Here is a 21,477-nt window from a genome sequence, read left to right on the forward strand (position 1 = left end):
AAGCAAGCATATGGGCGAGCTTCTTTTTGCTATTAGTATTTTAGGTCCTTCCAACTTTCTAAATGGTGAATGGCAATACCGGAAATACGATCTTTATAGTGATCTGAAACTTTCTCTAATTCTTTTGACATTTCATTTTTCCCTTTTTGATAAAAAGATGTATGTTTCTCAGGAAGTTTTACTGTTTCGACCGCAATATATAAAGAAGTTCCTGCTTGCTCTGCCCAGTCCACTTCTTTAGCAGTGATATCGATAATGCCGTTATTTCCATTTGCAAAATTTCGATAAGCCATAATAGTGGTTTCATCGACATTGTGTATTATCCATTGGGCTAGAGACATGTTCTGTTTTTCATTTTTCAATACTATTTTATCGTACCAGAAAGGTATATCCACTCCGAGACTTGTTTTGGTATGAGTTGTTACTGCTTTTACTTTTGTGATTAGAGAGATATATTTTTTTACTATATCATCCTGAATGGTTTTCCATTCGTCTAACAAATAGGGTTCAACATCTAGATGAATCCCTTTGAATTTTTCTTTGTTTGTAGCTCCATCTTGATAATTAACAAACCAATTAAGGAAATGATCTTTATCTTCGTGATTTGTAATTCCCCAATCGGGCCCACCATCAAGAGCATATACGTCTACTCCAATGTCATGCATGCTTGTAATAAACCGTTTATATGTTCTAGTATTAATAGTAGAACTATATTGAATATAAACAGATTGTAGCTCCTGATCCTTAATAAATTTCACCGTTTGATCGAATTCTTTTTTTAATAATTCTGCATCCCAAACCCATGTAGCTATTCCGTCATTTTCTTTCCATTTCCACATATTTATTATTGAAGAAACGGATACTATTAATAAAAAAATAATGAGAATAAATCGTTTCTTATACTTCATTTCAAAAGAACACCTTCTTTATAAAGTGCAGCATTTATCGATGGGGATATTCGTCCATCTCCCACTTAAAAGTCTTAGCGCCTGATAGAACGCGATAAATTCAGAAATAACTGACTAAATAATAGATTGATAAAGTGTTTCTGGGAAAGGAAAATGAATTCTTAGCTATTCTATGTCAATAACCTCTTCTCAGTTTACAGTATACTAGAAAATAATAGATACATTCTCTTTAAAAACATAATTATTAATTCCTTAGCTTGTAGATAAAGTCAAGGTGGCTTAATCTATAGGATTTTTCTTATGTGATTAACAGTGCAACATATTAAAAAAATGAAAGAATATTTTTTATCCTCTTATATTATAAAAAGGGTGATGTCCCAACTGAAGAATGTAGTTGAGACCAATTTTGTAAAAGTAGTTTAACAGCATTTGTTATCAATAAAGATACAATATGAAAGCGCTTTACATTATGATGAAATCAGGAGGTAGTTCTAGTGCAATTAGAAGAAAGACCATCTTTGCTTTTTAGTCATCTAGTCACTTTAAAGAAAGTAACCATGCTGCAATTGATTGAGCAAACCCAATTATCTAAAAGACAAATACTCTATGATTTTGAGAAATTAAATCATTGGTTGAAGCAGCAATCGCTCACACCGATCGTTTATAAACGAACTCAAGTGATAGAAGTTCCAGAAGCGGTACTTCAATATGCTTACAATAAAATGCAGGAAAGCAATGATTCTTCTTTTTTCTTCTCTGAAGAAGAAAGAATGATGGCAATATATATGTTCTTGTTTATTCGTCAAGAGCCTATATCGTCAGCACATTTCACCTCGTTATTAAATGTAAGTAAAAACACTGTTGTATCAGATGTGAAGAAAACGAATGAAATCATTCAACCGTTTCTTGTAAAAATCGATTATTCAAGGCAAAAAGGCTACCATCTGAAAGGAACTGAGCTTGATAAGCGTGTTCTTCTTATGTATACATTGATGAAACTATTACAAAAGCCATTAGGTCCAAAAATCATCCAGTATCTTTTAGAAGGAGCAAATCATCGATTGCAACAAGAGAAAATATTACACATCCTTCGGGAACTAGAGAGCACTCATTCTGTTCAGTTTGTTGAAGAACGATTACATGAATTTGCTTACTTTCTTCAATTCTATACAATTAGGCAGCATGAACATAAGAGAGCTCGTCTCCATTCAGATGAAATAGATGCTTTGCTGCATGATCCTATCAAAAAAGTTGCGGAAGAATTAGTAGCAAGATTAGAAATTGATTTTGATGATTCTGAACTAGCATACATCATCATGCAACTACTTGGATTATCGTTAGGCAATAAGTCTATTACAAATAATGAGTTAGATTTATTAATTGATATATGTAAAAAGCTCGTATCCGATTTTGAACAAAAAACATGTGTTTCGTTTGAAAACAAAAAAAATATTATCGAGACATTATATCAACATTTAAAGCCTGCATATTTCCGTATGAAATATCGTGTGCCGATAAATAATCCACTGCTCGAACAAATCAAACGAGAGCATAGAGACTTATACGCTATTGTAAAGGAAATTCTTCTTCCTGTTGAACTATTACTAAACATTACAATACCTGAAGAAGAAATTGGCTTTATTACAATTCATTTTGGTGCACTTCTTGAGAAACCTAAACAAAGTTTGGCTTCTAGAAAAAAAGCGCTGGTCATTTGTCCGAGTGGAGTTAGTTCTTCATTGATGGTTAAGCATGAGCTACAATCCCTTTTTTCAGAGATTGTTGTTGAACGAACTATGTCATTGCATGAATTTAAGAATGAAAAAATTACGGAATATGAATTGATTTTTTCAACAGTGCCTTTACAAACAAAATTACCTTACTTTCAAGTAAAGCCGATTATGACACCTGTTGAGAAAAGTACGCTTCTTAATGAAGTGTATGAGCATATTTTCGGGATTAAATATCATGGAGTTACTAAGAAAGACTTAATCCATATTATTGAAGAGTTTGCCACTGTTTTTGATAAAGATGGACTAGAAAAGGCACTAAGTCGATTTACCTTTCATCGTAAGTCAGACATAACTAAGGGGGAGAAGCCAGTGTTAAGTGATTTAATTACAAAAGATAATATTCAATTGATCGATGAGATTTCTGATTGGGAAGATGCCATACAACAATCAGCCAAACCTTTACTAGAAAAAGGAGTTATTGAACCTTCCTATACAGAAGCTATTATAAATAACGTAAAAACATTAGGACCTTACATCATAATCGGACCTGAAATCGCTATTCCTCATGCTCGTCCAGAAATGGGTGTAAATAAATTAGGAATGAGCTTACTTAAATTAAGTAAACCTGTTTACTTTTTAAATGATGAGAAAAATCCAGTAACTATTCTTTTTTGCTTAGCAGCAATTGATAATACTACACATTTAAAAGCCCTGTCTCAGCTTACTCAATTATTAAGTGATAAAGAGCAAATGGAGCGCTTAAAATCGATTGAAACGATTGAAGAAATGGAACAACTTATTAAGGATTCTTCATTAGTAGAAAAGTAATGTCTAGCTACTAATAGGAAATAGATGCTTAATATCAATACTAAACAATAAATATATAAATCTAGGAGGAATTATATTATGAGAATCATGGCTATTTGTGGATCAGGTTTAGGAAGCAGTTTTATGTTGGAAATGAATGTACAACAAATTTTAAGAGACATGGGCGTAGATGGAATTGAGGTTGGACATTCTGACTTAAGTTCAGCTACACCAGATATGGCAGATCTATTCATTCTCTCAAAAGATATTGCAGAAGGTGCCGCAGGTCTAGGAAATTTAATCGTAATTGAAAGTATTATTGATATGGATGGTATTCGCGGAAAGCTTGAAGCTGCTCTAAAAGAAAGAGGATATATTTAATTAGAATATTAATAACTATCATGAGGAGGAGTTTACAATGGGTGAAAGATTACTGAAATTAGTCATGGATATACTAAGCCAACCCTCTGTGCTCGTAGCATTAATCGCACTAATTGGTCTCTTATTACTTAAGAAACCTGCCACAGAAGTTATTAAGGGTACGGTTAAAACATGTCTTGGCTTCCTAGTAATTTCAGCTGGGGCATCGATTCTAGTTGGAGCATTAGAACCATTTGGCATTATGTTCCAAGAAGCGTTTAATGTAAATGGTGTTGTACCTAATAATGAAGCAATCGTAGCAATGGCTCTTACTGAATATGGAACTGCAACAGCACTTATTATGTTCTTTGGTATGATCGCAAACATTTTAGTCGCACGTTTTACGCCGCTAAAATACATTTTCTTAACTGGTCATCATACATTATACATGGCCTGTATGATCGCTATTATTCTAGTAGTTGCAGGTTTAGAAGGATTCTGGTTAATTACAATTGGTTCTCTTGCTCTAGGCTTAATTATGGCAATCTTCCCTGCGATGGCTCAACCTTTCATGAGAAAAATCGTTGGTAATGACAACGTAGGTTTTGGTCACTTCTCTACAGTCGGTTATGTCTTATCAGGTTTTGTAGGAAAAGTTGTTGGGAAAGGTTCTAAATCTACAGAAGAAGTTAATTTCCCTAAAGGATTAGGTTTCTTACGAGATAGCTCGGTATCAATTGCGCTTACGATGACAATCCTTTATGTGATTATAGCGTTATTTACAGGACCAGCTTTCATTGAAGCAGAACTGAGTGGTGGCACTCACTATCTTGTATACTCTGTTATTCAAGCTGTAACATTCGCTGCTGGTGTATTTGTTATTCTTTCAGGTGTACGTCTAGTGTTAGCTGAAATTATTCCAGCATTTAAAGGTATTTCTGATAAATTAGTACCAAATTCTAAACCAGCGCTTGATTGCCCAATCATTTTCCCATATGCACCAAACGCTGTATTAATCGGATTCTTCTGTAGTTTCTTAGGTGGTATTGTTGGTATGGCAATTCTAGGATGGGCTGGAGCAATTATCATCCTACCAGGTGTAGTACCTCACTTCTTCACAGGTGCGACTGCTGGTGTATTCGGTAACGCAACTGGTGGTATTCGGGGTTGTACAATAGGTGCATTCGCAAACGGTCTATTAATCACTTTCTTGCCAGTATTCCTAATCCCTGTATTAGGTGACTTAGGTTTTGCAAACACAACATTCTCTGATGCTGACTTTGGTGTTACTGGTATTCTACTAGGAAATGTCGCTAACTACTTCGGATCAACTGGAGTAATTGCAACTGTAGTAGGTGTCTTAGTAGCAATAATTGCTTGGGGATTTGTTAAAAAATCAAAGACAACTACTGAAGCGTAAAATCACATGTTCAACACTGCTTATGTTCAATAGTGAACAGATAATGCTTTTACTAAACATAAGCCGAATGCTTTCAAGTATTCGGCTTATTACTTAAATCGCATGAATGAATACTAACTTTGCATATCCACATTAAGGAGGACAATTCATGAATATCCAAATGAATGAGCTTGAACAATTTCGGGATGAAATGAGACTGTTAACACTTAAAGAGTTATATAAACGTGGTTTTGGTCATTATGGTGGTAGTTTATCTGTTATTGAAACATTAACAATTCTTTATGGTGAAGTAATGAAAGTAGATCCAGCTAACCCAACATGGGAAGATAGAGATTTCTTAGTTCTTTCAAAAGGTCATGCTGGCCCTGCATTATATGCTGCTCTTGCATTAAAAGGCTTCTTCCCTGAAGAAATGCTTTATACATTAAACAATAACGGCACACATCTTCCTTCTCACCCAGACCGCACATTAACGCCTGGTATAGATATGACAACTGGATCATTAGGTCAAGGTATTTCAGTTGCAACTGGTGTTGCCCTTTCACATAAACTTACAGGAAAAAGTAACTATACTTATAGTATTGTCGGCGATGGCGAGTTAAATGAAGGCCAATGTTGGGAAGCTTTCCAATTTGCAGCACATCATAAATTAAATAACCTTATAGTCTTCATCGATGACAATAAAAAACAATTAGATGGATTAACAACGGACATCATAAATCCATTTGATTTTGCGGAAAAAATGAAAGCGTTTGGCTTCTTCACAATGAGAGTTGATGGTAGTTCTTTAGAAGAAATTTATGAGGCAATCTTAAGAGGTAAATCTCAAACAGAGCAACCAGTTGCTATTGTTTTAGATACAATAAAAGGTCAAGGTGTACCTTATATTGAGCAAATGGAGTCTAATCACCACATCCGTCCTACTCAAGCAGATGAAGAAGCAATTATGCAAGCAATTATCGATCTTGAAGCAAAAACAGGAAAGGTGGCGCAATGATGACTCATACGAACCCAACTATCACAGAAGATATTGAAATGAGAAAAGTATATGCAGATACAATTCTAGAATTAGCGGAAAACAATGAAAACATCTATTCACTTGATGCAGACTTAATGAATGCGATCTCTACGAATAAAATTCAAAGTAATTTGCCGAAGCAAATCATTAACTGCGGTATTATGGAAGCACAAATGGTTGGTGTTGCCGCGGGTCTTTCGCTAACTGGTAAAGTTCCTTTCATTCATTCTTTTGCTCAATTCGTAACCCGCCGAACGTATGATCAATTATTTATATCAGCTGGTTATGCAAAGTTAAATGTGAAAATTTTAGGCTCTGACTCTGGTGTAACTGCTGAATTTAACGGTGGTACACATATGCCATTTGAGGATTTAGGTTTAATGCGCCTTATCCCAAACGCCGTAGTATATGAAGCAAGTGATTCGACAATGCTTCGTTATCTAGTAAGAAAAGTAGCAGATGAATATGGTATTCATTACATTCGTACGATTAGAAAAGCTGCCGTAAAGTTATATGATGATAATGAAACATTTGAAGAAGGAAAGGGTAAAGTCCTACGTGAAGGCAAAGACATTACTTTAATCGCTTGCGGCATCATGGTAGCAGAATCATTAAAAGCAGCAGAGCTTCTAGCACAGGAAGGCATTGAAGCGACAGTAATTGATATGTACTCGATTAAACCAATCGATAAAGATTTACTTGTCGAATACGCTCAAAAAACAAAAGCAATTGTAACAGCTGAAAACCACAATGTAATCGGAGGTTTAGGAAGTGCAGTTGCTGAAGTATTAAGTGAACATTGTCCAACTCCATTAAAACGAATTGGTGTGAAAGAACAATTCGGACAAGTTGGACGAGCTCCATATTTGAAAGAAGTATTTAAGTTAACAGCTGAAGATATTGTGAAGGCTGCTAAGTCATTAAAAGACCACTAAAGTGAAACTACTAACAAATTATGAGGAAATCATAAGAAATAAGTAGTTTAACAAAATAAAAAACCGTAAGCATAATGAATGTCTAGTGTTAGAGAACTTCTAACTTAGGACTTAGTTCATTTGTTTACGGTTTTTTAATTCATAAATAATTTCTGTATTTAAGCGTCAATCTGTCTATATTTTGAACTCACTTCTTCTTTGATCTACCTCTCTTATACATATAAATATTAAGAATCATATCGATTACAAATAAAAGGGGAGAATGGTGATAATGAAAAACTTCAGAATCAAATTCTTCAGTAGAAGCGTAAATAGTAGTATCTACATATTGAGCAATACGAGCGTTTGGATTGTTCACAATTGCAACTGTATGAGACAGGTTGTATTTTAAATGCTCGGCTAATTCTAATGTGTTTGATGTATTTCCACTTTCTGAAATGATGATAATCAAGTCGTCTTTATCCACGATTTGTGGAAGGATATCAATAATAAAGGAATCGTATGTGAATACGACATTTTTCTTTTCGGTCACTAAAATTTTTGAGAAGTATTCACCTATATTTTTAGTCATACCTAGGCAAGCAATATACACTTTTGGAGCAAAAATAATTTGATCAACTAGTTTAATTATTTTTGCCTCTTCAATTTTGGAAATCCCTTGACGAACAATTTGAGAAAAAGTTGCTATAAGCTGATCAGAATTACATACTTCTGTATTGTTTTTTGGTGTTTGAAGTAAGTATTTTAGTTCAGAAAAACCTTTTAACCCGAGTTTATGACACATTCTTATAATTGTTGTTGTGCTAACATTGTTCACTTCTGCGAGATTTACTAATGTAGTGTTTTGAATATCTGCAATATGGTTGTTTATATAGAAAAAAACTTGTTTTTCTGAAGCGCTCAACTCTTCTAATTGATGAGCAAAAAGCTTATACAGGGAAGGGGCTTGCATACTATCGGCTCCTTATTCAGGAATTTTCTTTATATAAATATAATTAATACTTTATTAAAGTTTATTTTAATGTTATCCAAACTGATATGCAATATAAGGGTGTATAAATGTCCATTCTGATATGTAACATAAGTGTATAATTGTACGTTATTCGTACTTTTCAAGAAAAAGAATTATGGTATAACAGTGGTGTACTACTTAGTCGATATAAAAAATCCGGATTTTTAACAGCTTAGAAATATTGATGGGGAGTTGAATGAGATTGGAACTTAACAAGATGACCAATAAAAATCTCGTTTTTTTAGACCAGAATTGGAATTCTAAAGAAGAAGTTTTAGATCATCTGATTGATGCACTAGATCAGCAGGGCTATCTTTCAGATAAAAAGCAATACAAACAAGCTGTATTACACCGGGAAACTATTTCTGCCACTGGTATGGAAGCAGGACTAGCGATTCCACATGGTAAATCTACTGCTGTTAAACAAGCGGCATTTGCATTTGCTAGAGTCAATAATCCAATTGATGATTGGGGCAGTCTTGATCCTACTAATGATGTTAAATACATTTTTTTGTTAGCGATTCCAGAAACAGAAGCAGGTTCTACACATTTGCAACTCTTATCTGAGTTAAGCAAAAGATTATTAGATCAAGAATATTACGATAGACTTAAAAATGCTAAAAATGAAATCGAATTCATAAAAGCTTTGGATCATCAACTTGCTAAAGATGATGCACCTGTGGAATACACAAGAAAGATTGTAGCTGTAACAGCTTGTTCAACAGGTATTGCTCATACGTATATGGCAGCGGAAGCGCTTGAAAAAGCTGGTAAGGAGCTTGGTGTTCAAGTTGTAGTTGAGAAACAAGGTGCTAATGGAATTGAAGATAAAATTACTCCTGAAGTGTTAAAAGGAGCAGAAGCGGTCATTTTTGCTACTGATATCGCAGCAAAAGATAAAGGTCGTTTTAATGGAATGCCATATATTCAAAGAAGAGTAGCAGATCCTTTAAGAAACGCAAAAGAAATGATTACGAAAGTTTTAAACAACCCAGATGGTATTGTTCAAGATAATGAAGAAGGAGAACAAGTCTCAAAAGGAAAACAGTCAGTTTTATCACAAATCATTCAAGGTATAATGACCGGTATTTCTTATATGATTCCAGTCATAGTTGCAGGTGGCTTAATGATTGGTATTAGCCAATTAGGAGCTGGGGCTTTTGGTCTTGGAGCAGAAATTGGTGACCCTAAATACGCAACAGATCCGAATCAAATCATAGTGATTCTTCACTTTTTAGGTTTATTCGGTGGTATGATTATGAAATTTATGTACCCAGTCTTTGCTGCATTCCTAGCTTACTCAATCGCTGATCGTCCAGGTATTGCACCAGGATTTATCGGTGGAGCTTTTGCAGCTGGATTACATTATACGCTTTGGGGAGTAGAAGGTGGAATTCCATCAGGTTTCTTTGGAGCATTAATTATAGGTATTGTAGCAGGTTTTGTAGCTAAATTATTAAATGAAAAAATTCGTTTACACAAAAATTTACAAGCAATGAAACCAATGTTCCTTATTCCAGGAATCACAGTACTTGTCATTTTCTTTTTAAATTACTTTGTCGTTGATCCTATGTTTGGAGCATTAAATGCTTGGTTACAGGAATTGATTATTCAAAACAAAGATTCTGGAGAGATTATCTTATCTATTATTTTTGCATGTTTAACAGCATTCGACTTAGGTGGACCAGTAAACAAGGCAGCAGGTGCTATTGCGATTGGTTTAGCGGCAGATCATATTTTCCCACTAACACCAAGGGTACTAGCAATTGTTATTCCGCCAATCGGATTAGGTTTAGCAACCATTTTGGACAAATATATTGTAAAAAGACGTGTATTTGATGACAATCTACGCGTAACAGGTACAACTTCGTTAATATTAGGATTTATAGCAATTGGTGAAGGTGCTATTCCATTTATGCTTCGAAATCCGCTTATTACGATTTCGATCAATATGATTGGTGCTTCTCTAGGAGCAGTAACAGCAGTTGTTCTAGGAGCCGTACAATGGTATCCACTTCCAGCAATTTGGGGTTGGCCATTAGTAGAAAATTTCTGGGCTTATGGAACAGGAATGCTAGTAGGTATCTTATTCATTGCATTAGCTAATATTTTCGTTCGTTTCGCCATTATTAAAAGAAAAGAAAGAATGGCTAAATAAATAATTAAGGGGGACTTGGTCAAATAACTAGAAATAAATGCACATTTACATTATTTCTCTATTTGAATTTTAGTCCCCTTTCCATTAATGATTTATAAAGAAAGAGGTTATAAAAAATGAAAAAAACAAAAAAAGTACATGTAGTAGCACATTCGCATTGGGATCATGAATGGTACTTTACAATGGAAGATTCACATGTACTGTTAATTCAAAACTTAGATTATTTAATCGAAACGTTAGAAAATGATCCAGAATTTACAAGCTATTGCTTTGATGCTCAATTATCAGTAATTGAAAATTACTTGAAAATCCGTCCACAAAACAAAGAACGTCTAATGAAGCTCATTGAGGATAGAAGATTATTCGTCGGTCCTTGGTACACTCAAGCAGATGCACTTTTAGGTAAAACAGAAGCTGTTATTCGAAACCTACTTTATGGATATAAAATGGGAGAAGAAATGGGACATAGTATGTCAATCGGATATTCCCCAGATATTTTCGGACAACATGCTTATTTCCCTTCTATCTTTAAAGAATTTGGTATGGAACATAGCGTTTTCCAACGCGGTGTTTACAATGATCAAATTGAGAAAGATTTAAACTTTAATTGGGTTTCACCAAATGGTGAATCGATTAAAACAAATAATATTTTCTTCGGTTATGGTCCTGGTAAATTTCTAAGCAGTGATCCAGCATACGTTCAAGATCGCTTAATGCCGATTCTTGATAGACTAAGTGAAATGAACACAAATACAGATGTTTTACTTTTACCTGCTGGTGGAGACCAAGTATTAGTTCGTCGTCATTTCCCGCAAGTGATTAAAGAGTTAAATGAATTAGATTCACCGTATGAATTTGTTCTTTCTGATTTTGAAACATTTATGGAAGACGCTTGGAAAGATCCTAAATTCCAAAACGTGATTGAAGGTGAATTACTTGCATGTCAGAAATCAAGAATTCACAACACATGTCGTTCAGAACGTTATGATATGAAACGACTTAACTATTTAGTAGAAAATAAAGTTGTCAATATTTTGGAACCATTAGCTATCATCGCGCAACAAAACGGGTTAGAGTACCCACAAGAATGGTTAGATATCATCTGGAAAAAAATCTTTGACTGTCAAGCTCACAATGGTATCGGCGCTTCGAACTCTGACGATGCAAACCATGATATTGTCATCCGATTAACGAGTGCAATGCGCATTACAGAAGATCTAATTAATTTATTGAAGAAGCAAATTACAAATGCTGTCGGTAAAGAATTAAATGAATCAAACATTGTAACGGTATTTAATACAAACCCTCAAGCATTTACAGGTATGACAAAAGCTGTCGTGTTTACGAATGAAGATCAGTTTAAACTTCTAGATCGTGAAGGAAAAGCAGTAGAGTTCAGTACATTAAAACAAGAAATGCTTCTTGGTGGTAGACAAGTCATTGTAACTGCAAAAGGAGAAAAAGAAGTAGATGTTCCTAATTATTATCGTACAGAATTATTAGTGAAAGCTGACAGCATTCCAGCAATGGGCTACGCAGCATATATCGTAAAACCAGTTAGTGAAGAAATGAACATACTTGTTACTAAACAAGTAAATGAAATCGAAAATAATCACTTAAGTGTTTCTATAGAAAATGGACAACTAGCGTTATTTAATAAAGATGAGCAAACAACATTAGTTGACTTTATTAGATTTGAAAATGTTGCAGATGCTGGGGATTCATTTGACTTCTCTCCATTAAAAGGCGATTCACCACTTTATATGGAGAAACCAGAATTATTAAATGTTGAAACTAGTCCACACTTTGCGAAGATGACAATTAAACATCAAATTGTCCTTCCACAAGATATTGAAGAACGAAAAGAAAACAAACAATCAACATCATTTGAAATCATTACAGATCTAGAATTACGTGCAGATGAGTCATTCTTACGCGTTCGCCATACGATTGATAACAATGTGAAAGACCATAGAGTTAGAGTACTTCTGAAATCAAATATAAATAACCCTGAAAAATCCTATGCTGACCAAGGATATAGTTTAATGGAACGTTCTGTTACGAACCCATACCTTGCAACATGGAGAGAAACAGGCTTCGTGGAAGCACCAGTTCCAATCTACCCATTAGAAAACATTGTTGCTTTATCTGATGGAAAGCAAACATATGCTGTTTTGGTAGGTGGAATTAAAGAATATGAAGTTCTTCCAGAAACAGACGAGTTAAGCTTAACATTATTCCGCAGCAACGGATTATTAGGACAAGATGATTTATTATGGCGTCCAGGTAGAGCATCTGGTATCAATAACAAAGTCGTTTATACGCCAGATGGTCAAATGTTAGAGGAAATGGAGTTTGAATACGCTATTTATACAGCTCAAACTGACATTCAATCTGAAAAACTATACGAATTAGCTAATTTATTTGAAGTGCATCAAGAAAGCTATCAATTGCAAAAACTAAATACGTTTGAGGAAAGACTAGAGCGTTTTGAAATTCCTTACCCAGTAGACAAGCTACCAAGAGAACAATCATTATTTAATATTGATAATGCGGCAGTATTTATGAGTACTTGTAAAAAAGCATGGAGCGATGATTCGGTTGTCATCCGTTTATTCAACCCAACAGAAACAGTACAAGAGGTAGCGATTCAATCCGATTTACTACAAGAAAAATGGATTGTATCAATGGCAGAGGAAAAAGTAGAACAAATCACTGAATCTAAAGTTGTTCTTCAACCAAAAGATTACGTGACAATTATGATGAAATAGAAGGTGGTTCTGAATGGATCAATTATTGAAAAGTAAAATTGAAGAAAAGTTAAAGGAAATCTACTCAGACCAGTTCAAAGAAGAATATGTAACTGAAATGATGAGCTGTGTTTCTAAATATGCTACGAAAATTAAGAAGGATACAAATGTTTTATCAGAAGAAAACATATATCTGATTTCTTACGGAGATAGCATTTATAAAAAAGGCGAAGCTCCTTTACAAACATTGCATACATTTTTAAATAATTATGCAAAGGAAACAATCACAGATGTACATTTGCTACCAACTTTCCCTTTTACATCAGATGATGGTTTCTCTGTAACTGATTATCGAAAGATAGCGCCTGAATTAGGAGATTGGAACGATATTCGTTCCTTCTCCAATGATTTTAGAATAATGTTAGACTTTGTTGCTAATCACATGTCTAAATCGAGTGAATGGTTTCAAAAGTTCTTAAATAATGATCCGAAGTATAAAGAATTCTTTGTTGAGAAAGAAATGGATTTTGACACAGCTAATGTTGTGCGCCCGAGAACATCTCCGTTATTCCATAAATATGATGGTGTTGATGGAGAGAAAGAAATTTGGACAACTTTTAGTGAAGACCAAATTGATGTTAACGTTAAGAACTTTTCAGTTTTGCTTGAATTAACAGATGTTCTTCTTTATTACGCGGAACAAGGTGCAACAAGTATTAGGTTAGATGCGATTGGATTCCTATGGAAAGAAACAGGCACATCTTGTATGCATTTGCCGCAAACGCATGCCATTATTTCGATGTGGAGATTGATCTTCGATTATCTTCAACCGAATATGCAAATTATTACTGAAACAAACGTACCTCATGAAGAGAATATTAGTTATTTTGGTGATGGGAAAAACGAAGCTAACATGGTTTACCAATTCTCGCTTCCACCACTTGTCTTGCATTCAATGACAAGCCATGATGCTTCGAAAATGACGGAATGGGCAAAAACCATTTCAAAAGTATCTGATACATCCACTTATTTTAACTTCTTAGCTAGTCATGATGGAATTGGAATGCGACCAGTTACTGGTATTTTAAGTGATGATGAAATCGATGCCTTAATCGAGAAAGTGAAAACGAACGGCGGAAGAGCATCTTATAAAACAAATCCAGACGGTAGCCAATCGGTATACGAATTAAACATTAACTATGGAGATGCTCTAGTTAATAAAGGTGAAGATACAACAGATGAATTAATTATTCAAAAAATCCTAGCTGCGCATGCGATTTTATTAATGAGTATCGGTGTACCAGCTATTTATTATCATTCATTATTAGGGTCACAAAATGATTATAAAGGCTTAGAGGAGTCAGGGATTAATCGAAGAATTAATCGTGAAAAGCTGGAGTATAACGAATTAGTACAACAGTTAGAAACAAATCAACGAAGAAAACTAATCTTCTCTGGTATGAAACAATTAACAAAGATACGTAGAGAGCACAGCGCATTTTCTCCATATGCTTCACAAACAGTTGTAGATTTAGGAACTAAGTTTTTTGCATTGAAACGAGAAAATGATGAAGAATGCATTTACGGAATTGTCAATGTTGATTGTCATGATCAAATGGTTGAGCTTCCGGTAGCAGGAACTAATTTAATGGATGGTAGAATCTTAAGCGGAAAAGTTGTACTCCGTCCATATGAAGCTATTTGGTTGAAAGAAGAAAAGTAAGATTTAGAAGGATGGGTGACAATGAAAGTTGTAATCGCACCAGATTCATTTAAGGAAAGTGCTACTGCAAAAGAAGTTGCAAATGCAATAAAAAATGGATGGAAGCGAATAATCCCACATGCTGATGTCCATACCGTTCCTATGTCAGATGGTGGCGAAGGAGTCATGGAGATTCTTGTTGAAGCAACGAATGGGACAGTATACGAAGAATATGTAACGGGTCCAGACGGTGTTAAGGTTCAATCGAAATTTGGAATTTTAGGAGATAACAAGACAGCGGTGATCGAGTCAGCATTAGCTGCTGGGCTCGATCTCCTTCCACTATCCAAAAGAGACCCTTATCATACAACATCTAAAGGAGTTGGCGAACTCATCTTATCTGCTCTAGAAAAAGGAGTAGAAAATATCATCATCGGATTAGGCGGAACAGCGACCAATGATGGTGGTGTAGGTATGTTGCAAGCCTTAGGTATTAAGTTTTTAGATGAACAGCAAAATGAAGTTCCTGTTGGTGGAATTAATGTACGTAAAATTGCTACCATTGATGCTACTGAAATGGATGAACGACTTAAAAAGACTACATTTAAGATTGCAAGTGATGTAGAAAATCCTTTATTTGGACCAAATGGTGCTTCACATATTTTTGGACCACAAAAAGGAGCTTCACCTGAAATGGTAAAGGAGCTAGACAAAGCTCTTACACATTACGGTAAGTTAATAAATGAATGGTCAGGAAAAGACATTAGTTCTACTAAAGGTGCAGGTGCGGCTGGAGGAATGGGTGCAGGAATACTAACCTTTTTCCAATCAGAAATATGCAATGGTGCCGAACTTGTAATGGAAAAGGTAAAAATGGCTTCATTTTTAGAAAATGCCGATATCGTGATTATTGGTGAAGGTCGTTTAGATGGACAAACAATAATGGGTAAAACACCGATACGAGTAGCGAAAGCCGCTAAAAAATCGGGCGCGTTTGTCATCGCGCTAGCTGGAAGTCTAGGAGCTGAAAGTCAACTCGTTCACGATCATGGAGTAGATGTTTTATTCCCAATTGTATCAGGGATTACGAACCGCGAAACGGCTTTTGCACAAACATTAGATAATCTTGAACGAACTGCTGAGAATATTGCCAAATTAATTCACTTTAAAAATGAAAAATAATGGCGTAATTTATTACGCCTATTTTTTTAAGATAGGAGCATGAGAGTCAGTGACAAATTATGATGTAAGACCTGAAGTTTCAATCAAAAATTATAACACTGCTTGGGAAGGTTATGAAAGCATTCTTTCAAAGCTAAAAGAGACAATCAGAGAAATTGAAAAATCTCAGTTAATTCTTGCGATTGAAAGTTATCCTGGTGTACGTAATGAGGAAATTGTTAAAGAAATTATTGAGAAATTGGAACCTGCAAAGGTGATTTTTTCCGATGATGTTTCTTTTGATAGTGAAACTGTTACGAATATGATTCAACGTAATCTGACAGACGATCGAGTATTTGGATTAGTATCACATCATGAGATAGATGAATTCTTTGATAAAGCCAAGCTTGAAGAAGTACAAAAAGAGATAAATGAGACAGAGGGACTTGTTGTTGTATATGGAACGGGTGCTACTGTTGTTGTACCAAAACCAGACTTACTCGTTTATGCTGATTTATCAAGATGGGAAATTCAATTACGTCATCGTGCCGGCACGCCGAACTGGAAAGCAAACAATGAGAATGAAGATAAGTTACGAAAATACAAACGTGGTTATTTCTTTGAATGGCGATTAGCAGATCGTCAGAAGAAAAAAGTTTTCAATCAAATTGATTTCTTATTGGATACACATATTGAAAACAATCCAAAAATGGTTTCTGGTCAAGATTTCCGTCAAGCACTTAAAGAAGTAGCTAGTCAACCATTCCGCGTTGTTCCATACTTTGATGAAAGTGTGTGGGGCGGACAATGGATGAAAGAGAAATTTAACCTTGATCCAAGCAAGGCTAACTATGGTTGGGCATTTGATGGAGTACCTGAGGAAAATAGCTTAATTCTTCGTTTTGGTGATGTCCAAATAGAAGTACCTGCTGTCAATGTAGTTCATCATTATCCGCAAGAGTTACTTGGAACAAGAGTATATGGTAGATTCGGTACAGATTTCCCTATTCGCTTTGATTATTTAGACACAGTAGGAGGCGGAAACTTGAGCCTTCAAGTTCATCCATTGCTTGAATATGCTCAAGATAAATTCGGTGTCCACTATACACAAAATGAAAGCTATTATATTCTACATGCACAAGAGGATTCTACAATCTATCTAGGTGTAAAAGATGATACAACGAAAGAAGCACTATTTGCTGATTTAAGAAAAGCGGAAAAAGGAAACTATCGCTTCCCTGATGAAAAGCATGTTAATGTATTTCCTGTTAAAAAGCACGATCATTATTCCATTCCAGCTGGTACAATCCACTGTGGAGGACCAAATACTGTCGTGTTAGAAATTAGTGCTACGCCAAATACATTTACATTTAAACTTTGGGATTGGGAGCGACTAGGACTTGATGGAATTCCACGTCCAGTTCATTTAGATCATGGAGAGGCCAATGTACGAATGGACTTCAACACTACTTGGGCCAAGGAAAACTTAATCAATCCATTTAAAACAATCAAAGAAGATGAAAATGAAAAAGTAGAAATAACAGGGCTACATGAATTAGAATTCATTGAAACTAGACGTTATTGGTTTAAAGATAAAGTGAATATAGAGACTTTCGATAGTGTTAATATGCTCATGATGGTTGAAGGTGAAGAAGCCGTTGTCGAGAGTTTAGATGGTTCATTTAATCCATTTTCCGTTCGTTACGGCGAAACGTTCATCGTTCCTGAGCAAGTGAAGCAATACACAATTAGAAATTGCAAGAACGATGGTAAGGAAATTGCAATACTACAAGCTTTTGTAAGAAATTAATAAAGTGAAAAAGAAAGAACGGTTTAATATGTCCCCCTCTATCTTAGCTAAAGATAGAGGGGGCTACCATTTAACGATGATTGTATAAGTATAGAATTTTTCATTTTAAATACTTATAAAAAAGGTGTTGTTTATTTTGGAATGGAAGCAAAAGTATGAAAGATGGGTTCTATTTAATCGATTAGAACCAGAACTTAAAGAAGAGTTAGATAGCATGAAAGACGATGAAGAATCTATAAAAGATCAGTTTAATCAAAATTTAGAATTTGGGACTGCTGGTATTCGTGCTGAAATAGGTGTTGGGACAAATCGCCTAAATAAGTATACAATTCGTAAAGCTACAGAAGGTCTAGCTCGCTCTATTGTTGAACAAGGTACAGAAGCAAAAACGAGAGGTGTAGTTATTGCTTATGATTCACGTCACAAGTCAAAAGAGTTTGCGATGGAAGCAGCAAGTACACTAGGAGTTCATGGTATTACAACTTATGTTTTTGAAAGTTTACGTCCTACGCCTGAGCTTTCATTCGCTATAAGACATTTACAAACCTATCGTGGAATTGTAATAACGGCTAGTCATAATCCACCTGAATACAATGGTTTTAAAGTGTACGGTGAAGATGGTGGTCAATTGCCTCCAAAAGATGCTGATAAAGTAATGCATTATATGAATGAAATAGAAAATGAATTAACCATCCAAGTAGCAAGCAAAGATGAGTTATTAGAAAAAGGATTGCTACGAATAATTGGCGAGGATATAGATAAGGAATACATCGAACAATTAAAAACGGTTATCATTAATCCTGAATTAATCAATCTTGCTGGCGATGATTTAAAGATTGTTTTCACTCCGCTTCATGGAGCAGCAAATATGCCTGTTAGAAGAAGTTTAGAAGCAGTAGGCTTTAATCATGTAACGGTTGTTAAAGAACAAGAAGTGGCTGATCCTAATTTTTCTACAGTAGAGTCTCCAAATCCTGAAGAACGTAATGCATTTACAATAGCTATTCAATATGGACAAGCGATAGATGCAGATATACTAGTTGCTACTGATCCTGATGGGGATCGCGTTGGTGTAGCAGTTCGAAATGATGAGGGTGATTTCGTTGTATTAACAGGAAATCAAACAGGCGCACTTATGGTTGATTATCTTTTATCTGAAAAGGAGAAACAAGGTATTTTACCAGAAAATAGTGTAGTTTTAAAATCGATTGTTACTTCTGATTTAGGTAGAGCAATAGTGGATTCATATGGATTAACAACTGTTGATGTTTTAACAGGCTTTAAATATATTGCTGAGAAGATAAGTCAATATGAAGAGACAGGAGAGTATGTATTTCAGTTTGGCTATGAAGAAAGTAACGGATATCTTGTTCGTGATTTTGTACGTGATAAAGATGCGGTTCAAGCTATTTTATTAATATGTGAAGTGGCTGCACACTATAAGCTTCAAGGTAAATCATTGTATGGACGTTTAATGACTATTTATGAGAAGTTCGCTTTCTATCGAGAAGAGCAAATTTCTTTCACGTTGAAAGGAAAAGATGGAATCAGTAAAATTCAGAACATTATGAATGACTTCCGCGAGAATGCACCATCTGTTATTGGAAAGATGAATGTTGTTCATATGGAAGATTATCTTGAGGGCAAATCTATTTCAATGAATGATGGAAAAACTGCTGATATCAAACTACCACAGTCAAATATTTTAAAATATTATCTGGAAGATGGATCATGGTTCTGTTTACGACCTTCTGGTACCGAGCCAAAAATCAAAGTGTATTTTGAAGCAAAGGGTCGTTCAAAACAAGAAAGTGAAGATAAACTTAAGTCTATTAAACAGTGTATTTTAGAAAAAGTTGAAAAAGTAAAGTAGCTGCTGAAAGGAAGGTTTATTTTGTTAAAGAAAAAAATGCAATCAATCAAATTAAATCCACATTTACAGGAGCGTATTTGGGGAGGCAGCCGGTTAAAAGAGTATGGGTTTGAGACTTCCGATGTACATCCACTCGGCGAAGCGTGGACTGTATCAGCTCACTCGGTAGGGCAAAGTGTTGTATCAGAAGGTGAGTTTTCGGGCGTATTATTTGAAGATTTATGGAAAGAACATCCGGAACTATTTGGGGTAGATACTACAAATAGTTTTCCTTTACTTATTAAATGGATTGATGCTGCGGATGATTTGTCTGTTCAAGTACACCCTAATGATCGACAAGCACAAGAACGAGAAAATGTTCCCTATGGAAAAACCGAATGCTGGTATATTGTTGATTGTGAAGAAAACGCTGAAATAATTTTCGGTCATCAGGCTAATACCCATGAGGAACTTACAAATTTAATTTCTAACCAACAATGGGATGATGTGCTTTTAAGAAAACGTGTCAAAAAAGGAGACTTCTTCTTTGTCCCAGCCGGTACAGTTCATGCATTAACAAAAGGGGTAGTTGTATTAGAAATTCAACAAAGTTCGGATACAACATATCGCTTATATGACTATGAACGTGAAGATGATAGTGGACAAAAAAGACCTCTACACATTGAAGATTCTTTAGCTGTAACAACAGTTCCTCATGTAGAGGTTCAAGAACGTTATATTGTAATAGAGGAAGATGGTGCTAAGCGTAAGCAGCTTACATCTAATAACTATTTTGCAGTAGAAGAAGTAATAATGTCAGGTAAGTGGGAATATGAATCTAAACAATATACGTTTCTATCAATGATTTCTGGTGAAATTAAGATAAATGGAGGAACTGTTAAAGCTCCAGAAACACATTTTCTACCAGTAAATTCTATTTTTGATATTACAGGTGAAGGTAGCTTTTTACTATCTACACCTCCCAATGAAGAGAAAGAGAAAGTGCATTTGAGTATCTCACAAAAACATTCGAGTTTGGACGTATCAGCTATTAAAGAAAATGGAACTATTATTTGTCAGTGGAAAATGATGATTGATGATCAGATCGTTTCAATGACAATGGTTGAACAGATGTTTAAATTATGTCGAGAAGCACAAAAAAGCTTTAATGTTCAATCAATCGGTATGGATGTATCCGTTTTGAAAGATGAGTCTATAAGAAAGCTTTTCCAAACAGAGTTTGGCTCGCCTATAGTTGTAGAAGCTGATAATGAAGAGGCTTTGTAAGAATTGTGAAAGTATTTGTTTTTTTGAAATTAAAACGAGTTATAAGTTATAAATTTAACTTATAATATAAAAGAATAAAAAAGGTTCCATTTTATTGATATATATAATGGAACCTTTTTTATTCTTTTAAAAGCTCATCCATTTTAGAGGGTTATATATAAAATTACGTTAGTCGTTCCGATAAATCATGTACATAAGTTTGAATACTAATGAATGTATTTCATTTTTATTTGATTTCACTACTGATTTTTCCCTTTGCAAATCAGATGATTAGAGAAACAATAATAAATGTAAAAGTTATCAGAAGTTTGGTTGGTGAAATTTGGTGAATGAGAAAGGTGATTGCATGGAGGATCCACGTGCTGAGAGGTCAAGAGCTTATTTAAAAGAAGCGTTACTCATACTTTTATTGAAGCATTCATACGAAAACATAAAGGTAGAAGACATAGCAAGAAAAGCAGGTGTAAATCGTTCAACATTTTATGCCCATTATAAATCAAAAAACATGCTTCTGAAGGATGTGATTTATGATACGTTAGAAAAAATCCATACAGTGTTATATAG

15 protein-coding genes are annotated in these 21,477 nt (G+C 34.8%); 13 read left to right on the forward strand and 2 right to left on the reverse strand.

Annotation, left to right across the window (positions count from 1 at the left end; genetic code table 11):
• Window positions 1–32: 32 nt before the first annotated feature.
• Complete coding sequence (locus tag V7014_RS04300; RefSeq protein ID WP_335504527.1) at window positions 33–908, reverse strand: hypothetical protein; 876 nt, start codon at window positions 906–908, stop codon at window positions 33–35.
• A gap of 494 nt (window positions 909–1,402) precedes the next feature.
• On the opposite strand from V7014_RS04300, the gene V7014_RS04305 reads away from it, so the two are divergent.
• From V7014_RS04305 to V7014_RS04325, 5 genes are all read left to right on the forward strand, one after another.
• Window positions 1,403–3,469, forward strand: a complete 2,067-nt coding sequence (locus V7014_RS04305; RefSeq protein WP_335504529.1) for a BglG family transcription antiterminator — start codon at window positions 1,403–1,405, stop codon at window positions 3,467–3,469.
• Between the two features lie 78 nt (window positions 3,470–3,547).
• Window positions 3,548–3,829 (forward strand): PTS sugar transporter subunit IIB, encoded by a 282-nt coding sequence (locus tag V7014_RS04310; protein ID WP_335504531.1) that lies wholly within the window; start codon window positions 3,548–3,550, stop codon window positions 3,827–3,829.
• A gap of 37 nt (window positions 3,830–3,866) precedes the next feature.
• Window positions 3,867–5,228: a PTS ascorbate transporter subunit IIC gene (locus tag V7014_RS04315; protein ID WP_335504533.1), complete on the forward strand. Its 1,362-nt coding sequence runs from the start codon at window positions 3,867–3,869 to the stop codon at window positions 5,226–5,228.
• Window positions 5,229–5,376: 148 nt separating this feature from the next.
• Window positions 5,377–6,225: a transketolase gene (locus V7014_RS04320; protein ID WP_335504535.1), complete on the forward strand. Its 849-nt coding sequence runs from the start codon at window positions 5,377–5,379 to the stop codon at window positions 6,223–6,225.
• Window positions 6,225–7,181 (forward strand): transketolase family protein, encoded by a 957-nt coding sequence (locus V7014_RS04325; protein ID WP_335504536.1) that lies wholly within the window; start codon window positions 6,225–6,227, stop codon window positions 7,179–7,181. The genes V7014_RS04320 and V7014_RS04325 overlap by 1 nt, the downstream gene beginning before the upstream one ends.
• 187 nt (window positions 7,182–7,368) lie before the next feature.
• On the opposite strand, the gene V7014_RS04330 is transcribed toward V7014_RS04325, so the two are convergent.
• Window positions 7,369–8,133: a MurR/RpiR family transcriptional regulator gene (locus V7014_RS04330; protein ID WP_335504538.1), complete on the reverse strand. Its 765-nt coding sequence runs from the start codon at window positions 8,131–8,133 to the stop codon at window positions 7,369–7,371.
• Between the two features lie 277 nt (window positions 8,134–8,410).
• Between V7014_RS04330 and V7014_RS04335 the strand changes: the two genes are divergently transcribed.
• From V7014_RS04335 to V7014_RS04370, 8 genes are all read left to right on the forward strand, one after another.
• Window positions 8,411–10,351 carry a fructose-specific PTS transporter subunit EIIC gene (locus V7014_RS04335; protein ID WP_438824863.1) on the forward strand — a complete coding sequence of 647 codons (1,941 nt, stop codon included), beginning with the start codon at window positions 8,411–8,413 and terminating at the stop codon, window positions 10,349–10,351.
• Window positions 10,352–10,467: 116 nt separating this feature from the next.
• Window positions 10,468–13,122 (forward strand): glycoside hydrolase family 38 C-terminal domain-containing protein, encoded by a 2,655-nt coding sequence (locus V7014_RS04340; protein ID WP_335504542.1) that lies wholly within the window; start codon window positions 10,468–10,470, stop codon window positions 13,120–13,122.
• Between the two features lie 13 nt (window positions 13,123–13,135).
• Complete coding sequence (locus V7014_RS04345) at window positions 13,136–14,824, forward strand: sugar phosphorylase (protein WP_335504544.1); 1,689 nt, start codon at window positions 13,136–13,138, stop codon at window positions 14,822–14,824.
• 21 nt (window positions 14,825–14,845) lie between these two features.
• Window positions 14,846–15,985 (forward strand): glycerate kinase family protein, encoded by a 1,140-nt coding sequence (locus V7014_RS04350; RefSeq protein WP_335504546.1) that lies wholly within the window; start codon window positions 14,846–14,848, stop codon window positions 15,983–15,985.
• Window positions 15,986–16,034: 49 nt separating this feature from the next.
• On the forward strand, window positions 16,035–17,774 hold the full coding sequence (locus V7014_RS04355; protein ID WP_335504548.1) for a class I mannose-6-phosphate isomerase: 1,740 nt from the start codon (window positions 16,035–16,037) through the stop codon (window positions 17,772–17,774).
• Window positions 17,775–17,910: 136 nt separating this feature from the next.
• On the forward strand, window positions 17,911–19,647 hold the full coding sequence (locus tag V7014_RS04360) for a phospho-sugar mutase (protein ID WP_335504549.1): 1,737 nt from the start codon (window positions 17,911–17,913) through the stop codon (window positions 19,645–19,647).
• 21 nt (window positions 19,648–19,668) lie between these two features.
• Entirely contained in the window at window positions 19,669–20,913 is a 1,245-nt protein-coding gene (locus tag V7014_RS04365; RefSeq protein WP_335504551.1) for a type I phosphomannose isomerase catalytic subunit, read from the forward strand.
• Window positions 20,914–21,259: 346 nt separating this feature from the next.
• Window positions 21,260–21,477, forward strand: a 218-nt coding sequence (locus V7014_RS04370; protein WP_335504552.1) for a TetR/AcrR family transcriptional regulator, incomplete at its 3' end; no start/stop codon positions are given.

Origin of the sequence: Bacillus sp. JJ722 (assembly GCF_036963345.1) — a bacterium.
Taxonomy (GTDB): Bacteria; Bacillota; Bacilli; order Bacillales; family DSM-1321; genus Bacillus_AD.